Genomic DNA, 20,520 nt, shown 5'->3' on the forward strand with positions numbered 1-20,520 from the left:
GAGGTCGGCCATGGGACAACTGCACCTCATAGAACAAGTCCTGGTGGCGGGAATGCCAGGTTGCCCGCCGCAAACCATGGATGTATTGATCGACACGGACCGCTTCGTCGCTATTGCGCCAAAAATCGATCTAAGCACGGTACGCATAGATGAGCGCACCAACGGCCACCGGCTGTTGATGGTTCCCGGTCTGATTAACGCGCATCACCACTCTCACGACCGGTTTGACAAGGGCCGCTTCTCTGGTTTGCCGCTCGAGATTTGGATGAGCTTGTACAACCCGCCCACGCATTCGCGCGGATGGACGGCGCGGGAGGTATACCTGCGAACCTTGTTAAACGGTACCGAGATGCTTCGGAACGGTATTACGACGGTCGTCGATGACATTCATTTCGGCGGTTGCACCGATCCTGAAGTGGTGTCTGCGGCGTTCCAGGCTTACACCGATCTCGGCATGCGTGCGGACGTGAGCGTTGCATGGGGCGATCGCGCATTTCGTGACTCAGTTCCCTATCTCGACCGGCACCTACCCGCCAATGCAGGATCGACATGCCCCGTGCGGACTGGCGACTGGACGCTCGCGTTCTGGGAGGAGCTTGCGCAGGAATGGAAGGGCCGGGTGCGCTTTGTTTTTTCACCTTCCGCTCCTCAGCGGTGCTCGACGGCATTTATCGAGAGGACTTGCGAACTCGCAAGAAAACATGACCGTCCAGTGCTGTTGCACGTGCTTGAGACGCGGATACAGGCGCTCACCGCAATAAAGAACTACGGCATGCCGATGGTGGAATACTTGAATTGCCATGGTCTGCTTGATCACCATTGCGTGCTGGCGCATGGTGTCTGGCTGAGCGAAAGCGAACTCGACTTGATCGCCGGCGCTGGTGCGAGCGTCATCCATAATCCTGCCTGCAACCTGAAGCTTGCAAGCGGTATTGCACCTATCGGCGAGATGCTGCGCCGAGGTATTGCGGTCGGGCTCGGAACGGACAACAACAATGGCAATGACCTGAATTCGATGCTCGATGCAATGCGTCTTGCCGCGTTGGTCAGCGGCACGGGGGACGCAAGCCTGGAGGCCGGCATTGACGCGTCACAGGCATTCTCAATGGCAACCGCTGGCGGCGCACGTTCAATCGGGCAGACGACAATCGGCAGCATCCGCGTCGGAATGCAGGCCGACTTCGTTCTGCTGGATCTATCGAGCAATGCTTTCCTGCCGCTCAATGATCCACTCACACAACTCGTGTTCTGCGAGCAGGGGCAGTCTATTCGCGAGGTCTACGTTGCCGGCCAAAAGCTGGTGGACAATGGGCGGATCACGCGTGTTGACGAAAGCGCCATGCTCGCCGAACTGGACGAGCACATGCCCTTCGTGCAACAGCGCATCCAGGAGGGCGAAGCAGCGGCGGCTCACCTGAGGCCATTTCTCGAGGCGGCTTATATGGACTGCCTTGCTGACCCGTTGATGCAACCATGGCTAAGTCGCCATCGGGCGCTGTTGGACCCGGCCCCGCTCATTCAAAAACATACCCCCTTCAACTGGATAAGCATATGAACTCGATCGTCGAAATTTCCCCCGGCCACACGCAGCTTGGCATCTGGCGCGCCGTGCTCGCAGGCGATGCAGCACGGCTACATCAAAGTGCGCACGGGGGTGTTGAAAGCGCGGCTGCAATGGTTGAGCAACTGGTGCGGGCCGGCAAACCGGTCTATGGCCTCAACACTGGTTTTGGTAAGCTCGCGCACGTGCGCATTAGCGATGCGGATCTGTCCAAGCTCCAGCAGAACCTCGTCATGTCGCACATGACCGGCTACGGGCCAGCCCTCGACGCGAACGTAGTACGGCTTGCGATGGCGCTGAAAATCGCAAGCCTTGGCCGCGGTGCTTCGGGTGCGAAGTTGCGCACCGTCCATTTGCTTGAACAAATGCTCGAGCGCGGCGTGGTGCCGGTGATTCCCGCGCAAGGCTCGGTCGGCGCGTCGGGCGATCTCGCACCGCTTGCGCATATGAGCGCTGTGCTCACCGGTGGTGGCGAGGCCGTGTACCAAGGCGAAGCGCTCTCCGGGGCACAGGCGCTGGCGCGTGCGGGCCTCGCACCCATATCGCTCGCGCCAAAAGAGGGGCTTGCGCTGATGAATGGAACTCAAGTGTCCACTGCGCTAGCCCTGTGCGGACTGTTTGCATTGGAAAAGTCGTTCACGGCGGCAATGGTCATTGGGTGCCTTGCAACAGAGGCGATTGCCGGTTTGGCGAGTCCGTTTGACCCGCGCATCCAGGCGCTGCGTGGCCAACCTGGACAGATCGAGGTGGGGCGGACGATGAAAGCGCTCCTCGACAATAGCCCGATGCGGGCTATTAGCGAAGCATCCGGTAAAGTGCAGGATCCCTATAGTATTCGTTGCCAACCACAAGTGCTCGGTGCATGTCTCGACCTGATCCGCAACGCCAGCGCGACACTCGAGATAGAGAGCAATGCGGCTTCGGACAACCCACTCATCTTTACTGACACGGGCGAAGTAATCTCTGGAGGCAACTTTCATGCTGAGCCGGTCGCGTTTGCTGCAGACATGCTCGCCATTGCCATCACTGAAATAGGTAACCTGTCCGAGCGGCGCTGCAACCTCTTGCTGGACCCATCGTTCTCGGGTCTACCAGCAATGCTCACGCCCGACGCGGGCCTGAATTCTGGCTACATGACCGCGCATATATCTGCAGCAGCGATGGCATCGGAAAATAAGCAGCGTGCGCACCCGGCGTCCATTGACACCATTCCGACCGCGGGCAACCAAGAGGATCATGTCTCGATGGCGACTCACGGCGCGCGTCGCCTGCTGGAAATGAACGACACGCTGCGAGGAATACTTTCAATTGAAGCATTGTGCGCGGCACAGGCGCTAGACCTGCGTGGCGGCGATTGCTGTTCGCCGCTCTTGAAGAGCGCCTTCGACGCCATTCGTACGCGAGTGCCCTTCATGCCCGAAGACCGTCCGATTGCTCCAGACATGGCGAGCATCGCCGAGTCGATCCGCAGCGGCGCGCTTGTTCAACAAACGGGACTCGCATCATTTTTCAATTGATCTGACCGGCCTTCGGGCCGTCGCCAATGGCCACACAGCGTTCATACCGACGGACCGCGGTGTGAACACTTGCGCTCGTTTTAACAATGCGCTCGGAGTGCTCACGTTGCCCGCACCATCAGGCAAGTAAAGTTTCCATATCGTGGCTTGATCCCCTCTTTTTGACGCTCAAATAATTCTCCCAACCGCTCTCTGAATGCCAGTTTATAGGCAGATGGCGGTAATAAACCTTAACAACTAAAGGAAGATCATGAAGAGATTTTTTGTGGCGGCGATGACCCTGCTCGTCCTTTATTCAAGCGTGAGTATGGCAAGCGATGCTGCCGTGATTCGTTTCGGTGTGGACGCCAGCTATCCGCCACTCGAATTCAAGGATCCCGAAGGTAAGCCGACCGGTTTCGATATCGATCTAGGTTCCGAAATCTGCCGGCGGCTGAACGCGCGTTGCGAGTTTGTTGACATGAGCTTCGATGGATTGATTCCGGCACTGCTGAGCCGGAAATTTGACGGCGTGCTTTCGTCCTTGTCAGTGACCGAGCAACGGAAGAAGGAGATCACATTTAGCGACAAGCTATTCAGTTTGCCGTCGCGACTCGTCGCGCGCCGCTCAAGCGGGATCACGCCTACCGAGCAAGGACTCAAGGGTAAAACGGTTGGGGTTGAGCAGGGCACGATCCAGGAAACGTTTGCACGCACTTACTGGCAGCCCGCAGGCGCACACATCCAGGCCTATCAATCGCAGGATCAGGTTTACGCCGATCTGACGGCTGGGCGTCTTGATGCTTCGTTTCAGGATGAGGTCCAGGCCAATGCGGCCTTTCTTACGACCCCCCAAGGCAAAGACTTCGCTTTTGCGGGCCCCGTGCTTAGAGATACTAAGGTCCTTGGCGATGGCGCAACGGCTGTGGGACTTCGAAAAGACGACGTCGAGTTACGTGACAAGATTAACCGCGCTTTGCACGATATGCACGCCGACGGAACCTTCCAGCGGATCGAGAAAAAGTACTTCTATTTTGACGTCTACAGCGACTAAGGGCGTCGTTCCGCGCTCAACGTAGCGCGGCTTATAGGTCCGGTCCGAAGTATTCCGTTTTTGAGGGGTTCATCATGTCCTGGCAAGCCTATCTTCCACTTATCGCGCGAGGTGCGTGGACGTCTGTGCAACTATCGTTGTGGGCGCTCTTTATCGCATTCCTGCTGGGGCTGGCCACTGCAGGAGCGAAACTGAGCGGGCGCCCGGCTGCGATCTTTGTGGCCAGACTTTACACAACGCTTATTCGGGGCGTGCCCGATCTCGTGCTCATGCTGCTCCTGTTCTATGGCATCCAACGCGGCCTGAACTGGCTAACCGATCTCTGCGGTGTCGAGTTGATCCAGATCAATCCGTTCGCCGCAGGTGTTATGACGCTGGGCTTCATCTACGGTGCGTATTTTGCAGAGACGTTCCGAGGTGCATTTACTTCGGTGGATTGCGGGCAACGTGAAGCGGCCACTAGTTTCGGCATGACCCCTTCTCAGAGCTTCAGATTGGTCACCTTCCCGCTAATGATGCGCTTCGCGCTCCCCGGGATAAGCAACAACTGGCAGGTCCTCGTCAAGTCGACTGCGCTCGTCTCCATTATTGGCCTAAGCGATGTTGTGAAGGCTGCGGTGGATGCCGGCAAGGGCACTTATCACGTCCTGTTGTTTATGCTGCTCGCAGCCGGCCTGTATCTCTTCTGGGCATCGTTGTCGGGCATCTTGCTCCGACAGCTTAGCCGACGCTATTCCTTAGGAATCAGGGTGGCCGGACTATGATCGAAATAGCCCAACAATACTGGCGCGCGTTCCTCTGGACAGATGGGCAAGGCTATAGCGGCGTCGCAGTAACCTTCTTTCTTTTGTTGGTCTCGACAGTGGGAGGGTTTCTTCTGGCGATTCCGCTTGCCATCGTCCGTGCGTCTCCTAACCGATACTTGAATGCGCCAGTCTGGTTGTACACGTATGTGTTTCGAGGCACGCCTCTGTATGTCCAGTTGCTGATCATTTACACGGGCGTTTATAGCCTCGATTTTGTGCAGCAACACGAGTTGACGAATAGCTTTTTTCGCAGCAGCTATAACTGCACGATTCTCGCGTTCATCCTTAACGAATGCGCCTATGTCACGGAGATTCTCGCTGGGGCAATCAGGGCGACGCCAGCCGGAGAAGTGGAGGCGGCTCGTGCTTTCGGAATGTCGCCACGCACACTTTACACCCGGCTGATTATGCCTTCTGCATTCCGCCGCGCTCTACCCACTTTGAGCAACGAAGTTATCTTCATGCTTCATGGAACCACGGTCGCTTTTACCGCTACGGTCCCCGATATCTTAAAAGTGGCGCGCGACGCGAACGCCGCAACTTATGGGTCGTTTCAGGTCTTTACCCTGGCGGCACTCATATATTTGGCGATCTCCTTGGTGCTCATCGCCGGGTTTAGGCGTGCCGAAATTCGTTGGCTCGACCATCTGGGTCCGCGACAAGCGAAAGCCGGCGTCGCGTTGCTCCCAACCCTTCCAAACAAGGCTTGACATCATGCATACCCTGGACGTTACCGACATCCACAAAAGCTACGGCAACAACGAAGTCCTCAAAGGCATTTCGATCACGGCGAACGCAGGCGACGTGGTGAGCATCATTGGATCGAGTGGCTCTGGCAAGAGCACGTTTCTGCGATGCATCAACTTCCTGGAAACACCCGACCAGGGTCGTGTACAACTAGGGGATCTCGACATTTCCATGCAAGGGGAAAACGGTACGAGGGCCACGCTGCCAGAACGCAAAACGCTGCGAGCGCTTCGGACCCGGCTTGCGATGGTGTTCCAGCATTTCAACCTGTGGTCGTACCTCAACATCGTCGAAAATCTTTGTGTGGCGCCTATGCATGTGCTCGGCATCACGCGCTCGGAAGCGGAGACTAAAGCGCGGCACTATCTCGCGAAAGTGGGCCTTGATTCGAAAGTTCATAAAAGCTATCCGGCGCATCTGTCTGGTGGCCAACAGCAGCGCGTAGCAATTGCCCGGGCACTGGCGATGGAGCCGGACGCCTTGCTTTTCGACGAACCGACTTCGGCGCTTGATCCTGAGCTGGTTGGCGAAGTGCTGCGGATTATGCAGAAGCTCGCCGAAGAGGGCAGAACAATGATCGTGGTAACTCACGAGATGGGTTTCGCCCGACACGCATCGACTCACGGTATCTTTCTCCACAATGGCAGGATAGGAGAAGAGGGTAAGCCGGACGATATTTTTGGCCACCCGAGCAGCGAGCGGCTCAAGCAGTTCCTGTCATCCAACGTAAAGTAGGCCGTGGCATAACTCTGCTACGGCTTATCCGTCCCCCGCCTCCTATTGAGCATTGTCAGTTTGCGGGACCTCAAGATATGAGTTCTTGCAGTTTTTACATAGTCATGATCGGCATCACGTCGATCAACCCTCTCAGAGAAGAAACATGACCAAAAGTATCAAATTGCAATTGATGGGCGGAATGTACTGCATCTCGCGTCTTAGCGGCGGTGCCCCCATCCCCCCTTGGGCAGATGGAGAAGGTTTCGTCTCGATCTCACGTAACGGTGATGAACTTTCGATCGTTTGCAAACAAGAGCGCGTGCCGCCCGGTACTAAAGTTGATCTCGGATGGGTCTGCCTTAAATTTGTCGGACCTTTTGCGTTCGGCGAGACGGGGATCGTGCTGTCCGTAATCCAGCCCCTGTCTGAGAATGGCCTCGGCATCTTTGTTGTTTCCACCTTCGATGCAGACTGCATGTTGCTCAAGCGCGCTGACTTAGAACCGGCCACAAGGCTCCTTAAGGCGGCGGGGCATACGATTATCGATGAACCGTCATAGTCGTATTGGTTAATCGCCCAGGGCACTGGCGAATAGCAAAATGGTTAGCGCTCGCCACGGCAATATCGGTTCATCAAGCTCCGCGAGGTCAACAAGAAAGCGATTGTGTGAAAAGGAATCTTCGCCGGTGATCCGGACAACACGAAGACGCCCCGCCATCGTTGTTTATTTCGTACGATGAGGCTGGTCTCGAGCAGTGACCCGGAACTGGCTTGGCGCTTGACCGACTTCTTTCCGGAAGAAACGCGTGAAGTACGCGGCATCCGAGAAGCCAAGCCCAAAGGCGATCTGCTCCACGGACATATCCCCGAAAATGAGGTTTCGTTTGGCTTCGGTGATGATGCGTGCGTGAATCATCTTGGTGGGGCTTTGCCCTGTTGCGGAGGCGCAGGCCGCACGCAGTTGCACCAGTGACACCGCCATCGTTGACGCATAGTCCTGTAGCGGCAAGTTCTGCCGGTAATGCTGATCGATCAACTCACGAAACCGGTCTGCCAGGCGGATCTCGTTGCGTGTCGCGCCGTCGTTGTCAATCTGGTCCAGACAGGTTCCGCGAACTAGCATGAGCAACAGTGAGGTAAGCAGTGCTTCCGTTCCTACAACATGGCCGACCGCCTTGGATTCAAGCTCCTGTTGGAGCCTTTTGATCAAGCTGAAAAACTCCGTTGCTGCCATGGTAGCTGAAGAGAGTGGGATCATCCGAGGTAATGCCCACAGCTGGATGAATTCGTGAAGTTTGCTGTTGACTTGCGTCAGGTAGGCCACCTCGATCGTTACGACCCATCTATCCACATCGATCTCGTAGTCAAGGCCATGAACGCAGTCGGTCGGTAATAGCAGCGCGCAAGGGCCTTCGAACGGCACATTGCTGCCCTCAAGGTTTATTACACCGCGTCCGTTACGAACGAATATCACCTGGCCGTACTCTGGATGCGCGTGAGGCTCGGTTCGCCAGCGACCCCGGTCAGTGACATGCCCGATATTCACAAACCACTTTTCTTTTTCTTCAGGACGCTCGACATACAGCCGGACCTTTGGAACCGTTGTCAGCGTCGCTTTGTTGTTCGAGTGGCGTTGATATTTTGTCATCGCACTGTCTTTCATATTGTCTCCTTGGCGAGGATCAACGGGATCGATTTGGTGAAGACCGGTCATTGAAATTCCGGTCTTACGTAGAAAGATTTCTCGCGCTGGTCTCGCTTGAACCATGTCTCATCGATTAGACGACGGCCGGTCGTTCCCGCCACGTGGTTGGTGAGAAGGACGGCCTTGTCGATTGATCGACGATCGTCATCATTCTAGGCTTGGATCAGCATTGACTCAATGATCACCAGGCTTGGCTTCCAAGAAATGGAGGAAGCCGAGGTTGGTAGCATGACACATTTCGCGCCACGTCCGATTGCGCAGTTACCCTTCTCGCCAATTTCTGCGACATCTCGGCCCCTCCGGGACGAACGACACTGAGGATCACCCCTACCTCGGAACGACGTGTGGGATAGATGGCTGACCGAGCAAAGATGCGAATTGGACGAGTCACAACACTTGGTCAAGCTTTCTGCGGTCTTTCACCGATGGAAAAAATGCCGGTGAATCGCAATTTTGTGCAGGGACGAGAGATCGGGCATCGAATATCCTTTTCCGCACAGGCGATACTTCCGGTGGCGAGTCTCTTTCGAGCTGCCTGGAAACCTAATCGTTCCTGCGGCGGCGCCAAAAACCGCTGATGGTCTTCACCGACATTGCGCTGTGGTGAACCAGCGAATGGAATAACGGCTGATTGTCCGCTTGCGGTCTATGAATAATGGGGCGGCGGGCAGCGGCTATACCCTCACATCATTTGACTTCCAAGTTAAGAGACTATGACGCAGTCCCTCCGGAGAGGTATGTTGACGCGAGTCGTGGTTATGGCGGCACTTGCCATGCTGACGTTGTTAGCAGGAACATACAGCGAGCAGGGTCGAGCGGCCACGTTACCGAAAAATGCGCAAACGGAACTCGTTTACGTGGGCACGCAGGAGCGCCGAATTCACGCGCTGCGCTTCGACGCCTACACCGGCAAGCTCACTATGATCGGCCCGGTTGAGGAGGGGCTGAGATCCACATGGCTAGTTGCGCATCCCCAACTACCGATACTTTATTCGGTCGACGATCAAAACACAGAAGAGGGAAGTATCACTGCCTATGCGGTGGATCGCGGGAACGGTGCGCTTACCAAAGTGAACGCGGTCGCCACAGGAGGCAACGGAACCACGTATTTGTGGTTAGACATACCCTCGATGACCTTACTCGGTGCCAATTACAGCAGTGGGTCTGTATCGAGCATTGTTATCAACCCCGAAGCAAGCATGGGCTCACTCGTGTCCACGATCAAGGAGACCGGTTCCGGACCAAACCGTCGGCAGGCGAGCGCACATGCGCACAGCGTCGCAGTCGATCCGTCAGGTCGATACGCACTTGTTCCCGATCTGGGTGCCGATCGTGTTTTCGTTTATGGCTTTGACCGGGCGACTCATGCGTTGTCGCCGGATGACGGGGCCAATCCGCGGTCCTTCATTGCCCCGCCGGGCAGCGGCCCCCGTCATCTCGCTTTCGGTTTGAACGGTCAGTTCGTTTATTTGCTAACTGAACTAACTGCGGAGATCATGGTTTTACGCTGGGATGCATCGCAAGGGCATTTGACACTAGTGCAATCGTTGCCGACGACCAGCCCGGAATTTCAGGGTGCCAGGAGCGCAGCCGAGATCGCGCTCAGCCATGACGGGTGTTTTGTCTATGTCGGAAACCGCGGAGAAAATACGCTGGTCGTCTATCGCGTTAGTCCTGACTCGGGGGAGCTTTCTCTGGTTCAGCGCACGTCCTCGGGCGGTCAGAGACCATGGGGATTTGCAATCGATGCGTCGGGGAAATGGATGCTGGTCGAAAACCAAAGTAGCAGTAAAGTGAATGTGTTCAGAATCGACCCCGTGTCGGGCATGGTGTCGGACACCGGGCAATCGGTTGACGTACCTGCTCCTGTCAGTGTTGTCTTTGTGAGATAAGGAACTAGCCTATCATGGGACAGATCTGTCGCACTTAGTTAGAACAACTAACACAATGAAGGTTGAAGTTGCCGCGAACAGATTATTCAGGCAGCGATCTTCATGAACGCCTCCTGAGTGAAGGCGAGGCGTTCGAATCGGTGCGTACGCTTAAGCCCAGGTCGGTCGTAGCGGAAGCTGGTAGCACCGCTTACCACCGGCCCGACGTTTCCAGTTTCTGGGAACAGAAGCCCGACTAAACAGTTTCCGATGCGTCGCGCCGTTCGTCCGGTCAAATCTGTCGAGCAGCAGGGGATCCAGGCGCCGCATCGCATGCGCGCCGTCCTTCTGCGCAAGCGTACCGCGCTGATCAACTACGCAGCGGACCGGTAGGACCAGTCGAACTGAATCTGATTTCGTTCCGCGCAGGTGCTGCCGCTCATAAGGCTGCGGCGCATGCGCTCGCCCACTAGTAACAAAAGTGCCATTGAATCTAATTTTTATCTAGGGACGCGTGATCCGTTCTCCAATATCGTTACTCCGTCCAGACGATTCGGCCGGCACTGGAGCCCTTGCCCAGTCGTCGGTGAAGACTAAGCCACAGGAGAGATTATTGCCCAGAAAAGTCCCGCACATGAGCGCACTTGCTGAGCAACTACGTGCGTCGTCCAACGGTAACGGGTCCATTCCCATTGAGAACGCGGTTGCCGTGTTCATCACGGTCCTGCCGCAATTTGGCGCGTTTCGCCGGATGGTGCGTGATGCCGAATGATATTTATGGAATTGGCAACCGAATGTCGTAACAACAATATAAATAACTACACAATAATTTGGAGACAAAATGAAGAAGCTGGCGATATTTTTATCATGTGCTGCATCCGCCTGTGTTTTTAATACTGCAAGTGCTCAGTCGTCAGTCACTCTGTACGGCGTCATTGACAACGGTTTGGCATACCAGAGCACCAATGCGGGGGCGGCATACCGCGCGGTACCAGGTGGACTATATTCAACTAGGTATGGCTTCAAAGGATCTGAGGATATTGGTGGCGGCCTTAAAATCAATTTCCAACTGGAACAAGCCTTCTCTGGCATGACTGGCGCGGCAACCAATCCGGCTGAGGCCTTTAACCGTCAGGCATGGGTTGGGATGTCTGGAGGTTTTGGCGAGGTGCGTTTTGGTTTGCAGAATTCACCCCAATATGACGTCCTCCAAGCCGCAATGGATCCAACGGCAGTAAAGAGTATCGCGTCTCCCATGAATAACTTCAACAGCTTGACCATTCGGGAGAGTAACGCGATTTCCTATTTCACACCCACGTTCGACGGCTTTAGCGCCAAGTTTATGGTCGCAATGCGCGATTCGACGACTAAACCGACCAACGGACTGCTGTTCTATAACGCCGTAGTTCAATATGTAAAAGGGCCCTTCAGTGGGGCGGCCGGCTATGAGCAGGCGGCCAATGCAACCGGGACCTCAATACTGAAGCTTTTCAATGCAGGGGCGTCTATTGCGACAGGGCCCAACCGGTTTTGGCTGGCATATCACACGGAACTTCAGACAAATACTTTGAAAGACTCCAAGCGGGACGTGTATCAAGTATCGGATTCATACTTGTTCAGTCCTACTGATCAACTTTCACTGATGTATGGCTATGTGCATGACCGAACAGGCGCGGGGAACAACGCACAGGAATTGGGCTTAATTGACGAATACTTCCTTTCCAAGGCGACGGAGGTATACGCTGCGCTCGGATTTATCCAAAACCGGAATCGGGCGGGGTACACCCTGAACGGCACCGCGTATTCGGGAATCGCGGTCGTGCCCGGCGCCGACACGCGCGGCATTAACCTTGGGATCGTGCACAAATTCTGAGTGCGCCGGGAGAACGGCAAGGAGCGGGTGGTCCAGGACCATCGCGATGAAGGAACAGCGAACCACAGTTCGGCTCCAGAACTTGTCTGGCCAGTCGCAGCACGGACTGCTCCGCATCGGAAGGGAGAGGAGCTGTAGCCGATGATAAACGGACGGGAGAAGTCAGACTCTGTCGTTCGTCACTGACTCGGTGGCATGCCGCGTCGTTTTCGCTAGCGCGTCGAGCGCCAGCTCTACTTGATAGGGTGGTACATGAAGCTGGTCCATCAACTCCCCCTGGCGTTGGGCATCGCGTTGCTGGGTGCATCCGCGGCAGGACTCTTCGGAGTTTTCCAGATGAACAATGCTGCGGACACGTACGAGCGGCTTTTCGAAGTGGATGGTACGCAGGCACGCCAGGTCGCCGATGCGTTGGTCGCTTTCAAGAACCAGGTGCAGAACGGGAAAGACATCCTGCTGCGCGGCAAGAACCCCGAGCAACTCGACAAGTACTGGGGCGCCTTCGAGAAGTACGAGCAGGCTTCGCAGGCCGCCACGGAGAAGCTCGCGGTCGAGTTGCCGCCCGGCGAGGCCCGCTCGAAGATCGAGCGATTCAACATTCTCCACAAGGAGATGGGGCAGTCGTACCGCAAGGCGATCGAGCAGTTCAAAGCCTCGGGATTCGATATTGCCGTCGGGGACCTAGCCATGGATGGCATCGACCGAGAGCCGGTGATTCTGCTGCGCGAATCCGGCAGCAAGATCGTCGAGCAGACTACCGCTGCCATCGCCCAAGCAAAGGAAAAGCAAAAACGCGTGGTCCTTGCGAGCGTCGGTGCCATGGTGCTCACCCTTCTGGCCGGCATCGCCGGCACGGTCATGTTTTCGCGCGCGATTACGCGCAAGCTCGGCGGTGAGCCCGACGACGCACGCGAGGTGGTGCGCCAGATAGCGATGGGCAATCTCAATGTCGAGCTGCGCGTGCAGCCGGGCGACACGGACAGTCTGATGGCAGCCATGAAGGCGATGACCGTCTCGCTCGCCGCCATCGTTGGGCAGGTGCGCAACAGCAGCGATTCTATCGCGACCGGCTCGGCGCAGATCGCGTACGGCAACGCCGACCTTAGCCAACGAACAGAGGAGCAGGCGAGCGCGCTGCAGGAAACTGCCGCATCCATGGAGCAGCTCAGCGCTACCGTCAGGCAGAACGCCGAGAATGCCCGGGAAGCTAGCGAGTTGGCCACCGGCGCCTCTTCGATCGCATTGCAGGGTGCAAACGTGGTGGGTCAGGTCGTCGAGACGATGAAGGGCATCAATGAGGGTTCGCGCAAGATTGCCGACATCATCGGCATAATCGACGGCATCGCAGCCCAGACCAACATCCTCGCGCTCAACGCGGCAGTCGAAGCGGCCCGCGCGGGCGAGCAGGGGCGGGGCTTCGCGGTCGTCGCTACCGAAGTCCGCAGCCTCGCCCAGCGCAGCGCGCAGGCCGCCAGTGAGATCCACGCGCTGATCTCCAACAGCGTCGAGCGGGTCGATCACGGTACCGCGCTCGTCGACGAGGCGGGCACGACGATGACCCACATCGTCGGTGCCATCCAGCGCGTGACGATCATCGTGAGTGAGATCAGCAGAGCCAGTGCGCAGCAGAGTGCCGGCGTCGAGCAGGTGGGGAAAGCTGTAGGCCAGATGGATCGGACGACGCAGCAGAATGCCGCGCTGGTCGAGGAGAGCGCCGCGGCGGCCGAGAGCCTCAAGCAGCAGGCAGCGCAGTTGGTCGATTCCGTGGCCCAATTCCAGCTCTGAGGGGCGTCGCGTCGGGTCCATACATGTCGCATTAAGCCGACCTGCTATGGTGGTTGGCCCCGGGACGAGCGATGTAACGAATGATCAAGACCCCTAACGCCACTGCGAGCAAGACGCTAAACGGCTGCATTACCCGCTGGACATAATGCTGACATGCGTAGGTTGGTTCGTCGCCTATCCGTTGAGTCTGCGTCATCTGGAAGAAATGACGTCCGAGCGAACGGTGTCGGTCGATCATTCGACGGTGCACCGGTGGGCTATCAAGTTGCTGCCTGCGCTCGCTAAGGCATTCGGACCGCGCAAGAAAAAGGGTCGGTCGAAGTTGGTGAATCATGCATGTCCGCTCGGCGAAGGCGCGCGATCCCACGAGCCGAAGGCTGCCGCCGACAGCGATGCCCCGCCGGTGACAACTTTAATTTGGTCTACGCTTGGGCACTATCTCCCGTGCCATCAACAAGCCATCACCGTGACACAAGCAAATGACGAGAACAGCTCGGATGTGCTGCAAATCAATCAGATCGGTCTCGCCATCCAGGTGCGTTACGACATGGGGCGGTACCCGGGGCGGGTCGATTCCCCTCAAGCTGTCCCTTTGGGCCTAAACGGGAATTCAATCAGGTAAGGTCAACCCGCAACGTCCAGCACGAGCTTGCCGAAATTCTCGCCTGAGAACAGCTTCAGCAATGCATCATGGAACGCGGGCACGCCGCCCGCGATGACGTCCTCCTTCGACTTCATGCGCCCGTTAGCCAGGTAGCCCGCGAGTTCGGCGACGGCCTCCGGGTAGCGTGACGCGTAGTCGAATACGACGATCCCTTCCATCCGCGCACGGTTCACCAGCAGGGACAGGTAATTCTTCGGGCCGGCGACCGCGGTGCCGCTATCGTTGTTGTACTGGCTGATGGCGCCGCAGATGACGATACGTGCGCCGCGTGCGAGCCGCGTCATCACGATATCGAGGATCTCGCCGCCTACGTTGTCGAAGTAGACGTCCACGCCATCCGGGCAATACTGTTTAAGCCCGTCGCGCATGGCAGATTGGCCGGCCTTGTAGTCGATGCAGGCGTCGAAGCCAAGCTCGCTCACCACCCAGTCGCATTTCGCCTTGCCGCCTGCGATGCCGACTACGCGACAGCCCTTGATCTTCGCAAGCTGGCCGACGGTCTGGCCAACGGCGCCTGCTGCGCCGGAGACGACCAGCGTGTTGCCCGCCTGCGGTTCACCAACGTCGAGCAACCCGAAGTAGGCGGTCATGCCCGGCATGCCGAGCACGTTCAGCCATTGCGTCGCAGTGCCGAGCTGCCGGTCGATTTTAAAAAGGGCGCCGCGCCGCACGTCCTCGGCGCGGATGCGCGCGAACTCCTGGACGCCGAGCAGCGCGCTGACTTCATCGCCGACTGCAAATGACGGGTTCTTCGACGCGACGACCCTGCCGATGCCGCCAGCGCGCATCACTTCGTCGATGCCAACAGGCGGGATATAGCTCTTGCCCTCGTTCATCCAGCCGCGCATGGCCGGGTCCAACGACAGGGCGAGCGTCCTGACGAGCAGTTCGCCGTCGGCGAGTTCGCTCGCGTCGGGCACGGACTCTTCGGTCAAGCGCCAGTTCTCGCTCGTCGGTAATCCGGTTGGCCGCGAGGCGAGACGGATCTGGCGGTTGATCGAGGCAGCGGCGGTGATGGTCATGTAAGGTTCCTCATGGAGAGCCTGCGGTCAGCCGGCAACGGCGTCGCCTGATGCGCGTGGAATCCGTCTATTGTCCGTTCGTCCGCGCCCCGTGAAAGGTGCGATAAGCCCGTCGGCGTGGTGATTTTAGGACAGTTGGGGGGAAGTCATCATTGCAAATAGCCAGGTGCCTTGCTAGCTTAGCCAGTCCAATCGCGACGATACAACGAGATGGCGCCGCGGGACGTATGGACGCAGGAGGAAGGAGACAGAAGGATGGAGGGCCATTGTACCGATCCCGGGCCAATCAACCGGGCCCGTGCGGGCGCGCAGCGCCAACAGGAAGACCAGTTCGCGCTGCGTCGGCTTCCTGACTTCGAGCTGCGCATTTATCCGCCGCACAAGATTGCCGCGCTCGTCGCGGAGCTAGGCGAACAGGGCGTACCGGCGCAGGCGGCACTGGCCGGGACAGGTCTCGACGCGTCCCAACTGGGCACTCCTGCAACGCGCGTGTCCTACCGGCAGCTATCCACGGTCATGAGCAATGCATTGCGCCTGTCGCGCGATCCGGCGATCGCATTGCGAGCCGGTCAGCGGGTTCACGTCACGGCGTACGGCATGTACGGCTATGCGCTCCTCAGCAGCGCGAGCTTTGCCGATGCAATGGCGCTCTCCGGAACCTACGTGCCCGTCATCGGGCCGCTGTGCGACACCATTTACTCCCGCAACGAAACAGTCGCGACCTATACGTCCGAGCCGATCTACTGGCCGAACCCGGCCAGCGATATCTACCGCTTCGCCATCGAATTTGCGACGTCGCTCCACCTGACGGTCGCGCGGGATCTGGCCGGTCCGTCGTTCAGGCTCACCCGCCTGCGCTTCGTCTACGGTGCGCCCGCGCATGCGCACGCCTACCATCAGCTGTTTGAGTGCCCCGTGCTGTTCGGCCAGACCTGCAACGACCTGCAATACGACGCGGCCTGGTTCGACCGCCCCGTCACGCTCGCCGATCCGATTACCTACGCGATGTCGTGCGAAACGTGCGAGCGATTGCTGCGCGAAGTGAACGAGGGGGGAGGCATCGCCACCGACATCCGGCGGATTCTGCACAGCCGGTCCGGCCAGTTTCCGAGCCTCGAGGCGATGGCGGAGATGCTGTCCATGCACCCGCGCGCGCTGCGCCGCAAGCTCGAGAGCGAAAACACGTCGTACCGCGACCTGCTCGCCGAGGTGCGCATGCGTCTCGCGATCGAATACCTGCGCAAGACGCGGATGACCAACGAAGAGATTGCGAGCCTGCTCGGCTATAGCGACGCCGCGAACTTCCGGCATGCCTTCACCCGCTGGACCGGCAAAAGCCCGACCACCTTCCGCTGCTGCTAGCTTGGGGCGCGGCCGGTGCCGTCGCCGGGCGGCGTGCGTTGTCCTAAACTAACCGGCAAAGCGGCTTCGCCGCACCTCCCGTTGCACAGGCTCGGCCAGTACGCTGGTGCGTTTGCGACTGTGTATGGAGAGCCGATGAAAGCACTTGTTTGCCACGCCTACGGGCCGATCGAGAACCTGCAGGTCGAAGAAATCGATGCGCCCGCTGCGGGGCGAGGCCAACTGTCGATAGACGTGATGGCTGCATCGATCAATTTCCCCGATGTCCTGACGGTCCAGGGGCTGTACCAGGTGAAGCCGCCACTGCCGTTCGTGCCGGGCGCGGAGCTGGCCGGCACGGTCCGCGCGGTCGGCGAGGGCGTCACGGGCTTTCGTGCCGGAGACCGCGTGGTCGCCTTGACCGGTACCGGCGCGTTCGCCGAGCAATGCGTGGTCGATGCGGTGAATGCCGCGCCTTGGCTGGCATCGCTGGGCTTCGACGTCGGCGCATCGTTCGTGCTTGCTTATGGCACGTCGCTGCATGCGTTGCAGACGGTCGCCCGGCTGCAGGCAGGCGAGACGGTGCTTGTGCTGGGCGCGGCCGGCGGTGTCGGCATCGCGGCGATCGAGATCGCGAAGGCGCTGGGCGCGCGCGTGATCGCCGCCGCGTCGAACGCGGACAAGCTCCAGTTGGCGCGGGAAGCGGGCGCCGACGAAACCGTCGACTACACGCAACTAGACTGGCGCCGCGCCATCGACGCGCTGACTGACGGCCGCGGCGTCGACGTGGTCTACGACCCGGTCGGTGGCCCGTATACGGAACCGGCGCTGCGGGCGACGGCATGGCGGGGCCGCTACCTGGTGGTGGGATTTGCGGCAGGCGACATTCCGAAACTGCCGCTGAATCTCACCTTGCTCAAGGAACGAATCATCCTCGGCGTGTTCTGGGGCGAGGCCATGCGGCGCGAGCCGCTGCAGCACGCCGCAAATCTGCGTCAGTTGACCAATTGGGTCAAGGCTGGCCGCTTGCGGCCCGCCGTGACGGAACGTGTTCAGCTCGAAGGCGCAGCGGCGGCGATGGTGCGGCTAGCGAACCGGCAGGCGATGGGCAAGCTGGTCGTGCTGCCGGGTGACGGTAACGGTGAGGCTGAGGACGCGAAGCAATGAGCGCCGCCGTGTATCCGCTCGCCGCGATGCCGCAACTGGTCGGCCAAACACTCGGCACCAGCGACTGGGTGCAGGTCGACCAGTCGCGCATCGATAGCTTCGCTCACGCCACCGGTGACGACCAGTGGATTCATGTCGACGCCCAGCGTGCGGTCGGCGGCCCATTCGGGACCACGATCGCGCACGGGTTCCTGACGCTGTCGCTGCTGCCCGTTCTGATGACCTCGGCGTTCTCGATCGACGGCGTGCGCATGTCGGTGAACTATGGTCTCGACCGCTTGCGGTTTCTCGCGCCGGTGCCGGTGAACAGTCGCCTGCGCGGCCATTTCAGGTTGCTCGCCTGCGACGCAATTGAAGGCGGCGCGCAGCTGAAAGTCGAGACAACGATCGAGCGCGAAGGTGCGGGCAAGCCGGTGTGCGTGGCCGAAGCGCTGTCGCGCTGCTTTCGCTGATAATCGCCTCCATTCCAATCGCTCAATATGAGGTCAATTCCATGATCGTCGGCATGCAGCACAAATTCGCGCACGTCAACGGCATCCGGATGCACTACGTCGAAAAAGGCGATGGTCCGCTCGTGCTGCTCTGCCACGGATGGCCGGAGTCCTGGTACGTCTGGCGCTCGCAGATCGACTCGCTGGCGGCAGGGGGCTATCGCGTGGTGGCGCCCGACCAGCGCGGCTATGGGCTCACCGACGCACCGGAAGCCGTCGAGTCCTATGACGTCCTGAATCTGGTCGGCGACCTGGTCGGCCTCGTCAAGGCGCTCGGCGAAGAGCAGGCGATCCTGATCGGACACGATTGGGGAGCCGCCGTCGCCGCCTACGCGGCGCTGCTGCGTCCGGACCTGTTTCCTACCCTCGGGCTGCTGAGCGTTCCTTATGCGCCGAGGCGGCCGACGCGTCCGTCGGCGCGCTTTGCGCTGGCCACGCAGGAGCGCCATTTCTATCAGGAGTATTTCCAGCAGCCGGGGCGGGTTGAGCGGGAACTGGAGGAGGACGTCCGCCGCGCGCTGCTCGGCATCCTGTACACGGCGTCGGGCGACGCGGCCATGACGGGGCGGTCAGCCAATTTCGTGATCTTCGACAAGGCCACGCGCTTCATCGACAACCTGGCGCTACCTGACGAACTCCCTTCGTGGCTGACCGATGCGGACCTGCAATATCTCGCCGGTCAATTCGAGCGGAGCGGATTTTGCGGGCCCATCAACTGGTATCGGAACATTGACCGGAACTGGTCGATGACCGGCTTCCTCGACGGTGCCCGGATTATGCAGCCGACGCTCTTCGTAGCCGGGGAGTTCGATGGGGTGCTGAAAATAGTGGGCAAGGATTTCGACGACCTCGAAGTCAATGTCCCCAATCTCTGGAAGAAGCACTTGGTTCCCAAAGCCGGTCATTGGGTGCAACAAGAGCGTCCGGACGAGGTGAATGAGGTGATCCTGAAGTTCCTCGCCGAACAGTCGAACAATCGATGAAGCCGCCGCGTTTCAAATAAGCGCATAGGCAGGCCGATGCGGGCCGGTAAGACCGGGTAAGACCGCGCTCCACGGGCCTCGCGTTCGCGTGAAGTCCGTGTCGTGTTGCGTGCTCCGTCAGAACATATGGCGAATGCCGGCCTCCACGCCGACCGTCGTGCCTTGCGTGCCGTATAACGCGCCGTTGACCGCCAGGCCCGTGTCCATGCTGCCGTGGTTGTTCACGAAGCCGGCCTGCGCATACACCATCGTCGCCTTCGATAAGCTGTATTGCGCGCCTGTCGCGGCGAGGATCGAGTGATTGTTGGTGTTGTTGCCGTCGCGCGTGACCCAGACGCCGGCATTGAGGTTGAGGGCCGGCGTAACGGTATAGGCCACTCCGCCGGAATAAACGCGGCTGTCGAAGGACCCTGCCACCTTGTAGAGCGCGAACGACGCTTTCACGGTCAGGTTCCCGAACGTATAGCTGCCGCCGACCGTGCGGCCTTCGAAAGCCAGCGTGCTCGCGACCGGAATCGACGCGGCGCTGCCGCCCGCGTTGCCGCTGTAGTACGCCATATCGAGCGCCAGAGGACCGTTGTGATACGTGGCGGCCGCCGAGTATTGCCGGCCGGCCTGATACGTTCCGGCCGAACCGCCGAGCGCCGCCATCACGCTGCCTTGCAGGCCGTAGATATCCGGCGTGGTGTATGACACGGCATTCGGGTTGAACAGCCCGGTCACCAGTACGGAGTCGAGATAGGTGATCAGGCCGCTGCCGAACTGTGAAATGCCGCGCGAATCGGAGCCATACGTCGCGATGAAGAACGGCGAGTATTGCAGGCCGGCCTTGAGCGTGCCGAACCCACCGTCCAGTCCCACCCACGCCTGGCGTCCGAACACATTGCCGTTCGAGTCGCCGATCGCGCCGGTGCCCAGGTTGATACCGCTTTCGAGAGTGAAGATCGCATGCAGGCCGCCGCCGAGGTCCTCGCTGCCTTTCAGGCCGAAGCGTGACGACGATACCCCTCCCGACGAGAACGAGAGTTGCCGGCCGGCATTGCCGCCAGTGGTGGAGTCAATGGTCTTGCTCGTGTAGAGCAGCGAGCCGTCCACGATCCCGTACAACGTGACGCTACTCTGAGCACGCGCGTACGGTGCGATGCTAAGCATGCAGATACCGATCATGCCGAGTGTGGCGCCCATGCGTGCAGGTCGAAATGTGAACATCTGTCAGGTCTCCTGTTTCGATAGTCTC

General features: G+C 59.1%; 20 protein-coding genes and 1 pseudogene. 18 read left to right on the top strand and 3 right to left on the bottom strand.

Annotation, left to right across the window (positions count from 1 at the left end; all coding sequences use genetic code 11):
- The first annotated feature begins 10 nt into the window (after positions 1 to 10).
- The 7 genes from M0D69_RS16080 (at position 11) to M0D69_RS16110 (ending at position 6,940) form a co-directional block, all read left to right on the top strand.
- Complete coding sequence (locus M0D69_RS16080; protein WP_301782948.1) at positions 11 to 1,555, top strand: amidohydrolase family protein; 1,545 nt, start codon at positions 11 to 13, stop codon at positions 1,553 to 1,555.
- Positions 1,552 to 3,078 (top strand): histidine ammonia-lyase, encoded by a 1,527-nt coding sequence (gene hutH, locus M0D69_RS16085; RefSeq protein ID WP_301782949.1) that lies wholly within the window; start codon positions 1,552 to 1,554, stop codon positions 3,076 to 3,078. The genes M0D69_RS16080 and hutH overlap by 4 nt, the downstream gene beginning before the upstream one ends.
- Positions 3,079 to 3,328: 250 nt before the next feature.
- Positions 3,329 to 4,111 (top strand): ABC transporter substrate-binding protein, encoded by a 783-nt coding sequence (locus M0D69_RS16090; RefSeq protein WP_301782950.1) that lies wholly within the window; start codon positions 3,329 to 3,331, stop codon positions 4,109 to 4,111.
- Positions 4,112 to 4,185: 74 nt separating this feature from the next.
- Positions 4,186 to 4,875, top strand: coding sequence for an ABC transporter permease (locus M0D69_RS16095; protein ID WP_301782951.1), 690 nt, complete (start codon positions 4,186 to 4,188; stop codon positions 4,873 to 4,875).
- Positions 4,872 to 5,627, top strand: coding sequence for an ABC transporter permease (locus tag M0D69_RS16100; protein ID WP_301782952.1), 756 nt, complete (start codon positions 4,872 to 4,874; stop codon positions 5,625 to 5,627). Before M0D69_RS16095 ends, M0D69_RS16100 begins: the two co-directional genes overlap by 4 nt.
- Before the next feature lie 4 nt (positions 5,628 to 5,631).
- Complete coding sequence (locus tag M0D69_RS16105) at positions 5,632 to 6,399, top strand: ABC transporter ATP-binding protein (RefSeq protein ID WP_301782953.1); 768 nt, start codon at positions 5,632 to 5,634, stop codon at positions 6,397 to 6,399.
- A 145-nt stretch (positions 6,400 to 6,544) separates the two neighbouring features.
- Positions 6,545 to 6,940, top strand: coding sequence for an ACT domain-containing protein (locus tag M0D69_RS16110; protein WP_301782954.1), 396 nt, complete (start codon positions 6,545 to 6,547; stop codon positions 6,938 to 6,940).
- 165 nt (positions 6,941 to 7,105) lie between these two features.
- On the opposite strand, the gene M0D69_RS16115 is transcribed toward M0D69_RS16110, so the two are convergent.
- Positions 7,106 to 8,095, bottom strand: coding sequence for a helix-turn-helix domain-containing protein (locus M0D69_RS16115; RefSeq protein WP_301782955.1), 990 nt, complete (start codon positions 8,093 to 8,095; stop codon positions 7,106 to 7,108).
- Positions 8,096 to 8,823: 728 nt separating this feature from the next.
- Between M0D69_RS16115 and M0D69_RS16120 the strand changes: the two genes are divergently transcribed.
- The 7 genes and pseudogenes from M0D69_RS16120 (at position 8,824) to M0D69_RS16150 (ending at position 14,237) form a co-directional block, all read left to right on the top strand.
- Entirely contained in the window at positions 8,824 to 9,978 is a 1,155-nt protein-coding gene (locus tag M0D69_RS16120; RefSeq protein ID WP_301782956.1) for a lactonase family protein, read from the top strand.
- A 249-nt stretch (positions 9,979 to 10,227) separates the two neighbouring features.
- On the top strand, positions 10,228 to 10,350 hold the full coding sequence (locus M0D69_RS16125) for a hypothetical protein (RefSeq protein WP_301782957.1): 123 nt from the start codon (positions 10,228 to 10,230) through the stop codon (positions 10,348 to 10,350).
- A gap of 220 nt (positions 10,351 to 10,570) precedes the next feature.
- Positions 10,571 to 10,729 carry a hypothetical protein gene (locus tag M0D69_RS16130; protein WP_301782958.1) on the top strand — a complete coding sequence of 53 codons (159 nt, stop codon included), beginning with the start codon at positions 10,571 to 10,573 and terminating at the stop codon, positions 10,727 to 10,729.
- A 69-nt stretch (positions 10,730 to 10,798) separates the two neighbouring features.
- Positions 10,799 to 11,830, top strand: a complete 1,032-nt coding sequence (locus M0D69_RS16135; protein ID WP_301782959.1) for a porin — start codon at positions 10,799 to 10,801, stop codon at positions 11,828 to 11,830.
- 252 nt (positions 11,831 to 12,082) lie between these two features.
- The gene (locus M0D69_RS16140; protein WP_301782960.1) at positions 12,083 to 13,615 is read left to right on the top strand and encodes a methyl-accepting chemotaxis protein; all 1,533 of its coding nucleotides are present in this window, start codon (positions 12,083 to 12,085) and stop codon (positions 13,613 to 13,615) included.
- A gap of 80 nt (positions 13,616 to 13,695) precedes the next feature.
- Positions 13,696 to 13,907: pseudogene (locus M0D69_RS16145) on the top strand (IS6 family transposase); the annotation flags it as partial.
- A 111-nt stretch (positions 13,908 to 14,018) separates the two neighbouring features.
- Entirely contained in the window at positions 14,019 to 14,237 is a 219-nt protein-coding gene (locus M0D69_RS16150) for a DUF2844 domain-containing protein (protein ID WP_301783037.1), read from the top strand.
- Positions 14,238 to 14,239: 2 nt separating this feature from the next.
- Here the strand turns inward: M0D69_RS16150 and M0D69_RS16155 are convergent, their stop codons facing one another.
- Entirely contained in the window at positions 14,240 to 15,301 is a 1,062-nt protein-coding gene (locus tag M0D69_RS16155; RefSeq protein ID WP_301782961.1) for an NADP-dependent oxidoreductase, read from the bottom strand.
- 255 nt (positions 15,302 to 15,556) lie between these two features.
- Here M0D69_RS16155 and M0D69_RS16160 point away from each other — a divergent pair, with 255 nt between their 5' ends.
- The 4 genes from M0D69_RS16160 to M0D69_RS16175 all read left to right on the top strand — a co-directional run bounded on the left by M0D69_RS16160 (position 15,557) and on the right by M0D69_RS16175 (position 19,283).
- Entirely contained in the window at positions 15,557 to 16,663 is a 1,107-nt protein-coding gene (locus M0D69_RS16160) for an AraC family transcriptional regulator (RefSeq protein ID WP_301782962.1), read from the top strand.
- 135 nt (positions 16,664 to 16,798) lie between these two features.
- Positions 16,799 to 17,809, top strand: a complete 1,011-nt coding sequence (locus tag M0D69_RS16165; protein WP_301782963.1) for an NADPH:quinone oxidoreductase family protein — start codon at positions 16,799 to 16,801, stop codon at positions 17,807 to 17,809.
- A complete protein-coding gene (locus tag M0D69_RS16170; protein WP_301782964.1) occupies positions 17,806 to 18,261 on the top strand; it encodes a MaoC family dehydratase in 456 nt (151 codons plus the stop codon). The genes M0D69_RS16165 and M0D69_RS16170 overlap by 4 nt, the downstream gene beginning before the upstream one ends.
- Positions 18,262 to 18,302: 41 nt before the next feature.
- Positions 18,303 to 19,283, top strand: a complete 981-nt coding sequence (locus M0D69_RS16175; RefSeq protein WP_301782965.1) for an alpha/beta fold hydrolase — start codon at positions 18,303 to 18,305, stop codon at positions 19,281 to 19,283.
- 117 nt (positions 19,284 to 19,400) lie between these two features.
- On the opposite strand, the gene M0D69_RS16180 is transcribed toward M0D69_RS16175, so the two are convergent.
- A complete protein-coding gene (locus tag M0D69_RS16180) occupies positions 19,401 to 20,468 on the bottom strand; it encodes a porin (RefSeq protein WP_301783038.1) in 1,068 nt (355 codons plus the stop codon).
- Positions 20,469 to 20,520 lie beyond the last annotated feature (52 nt).

It is taken from the genome of Caballeronia sp. SEWSISQ10-4 2, from assembly GCF_030464885.1.
GTDB lineage: Bacteria > Pseudomonadota > Gammaproteobacteria > Burkholderiales > Burkholderiaceae > Caballeronia.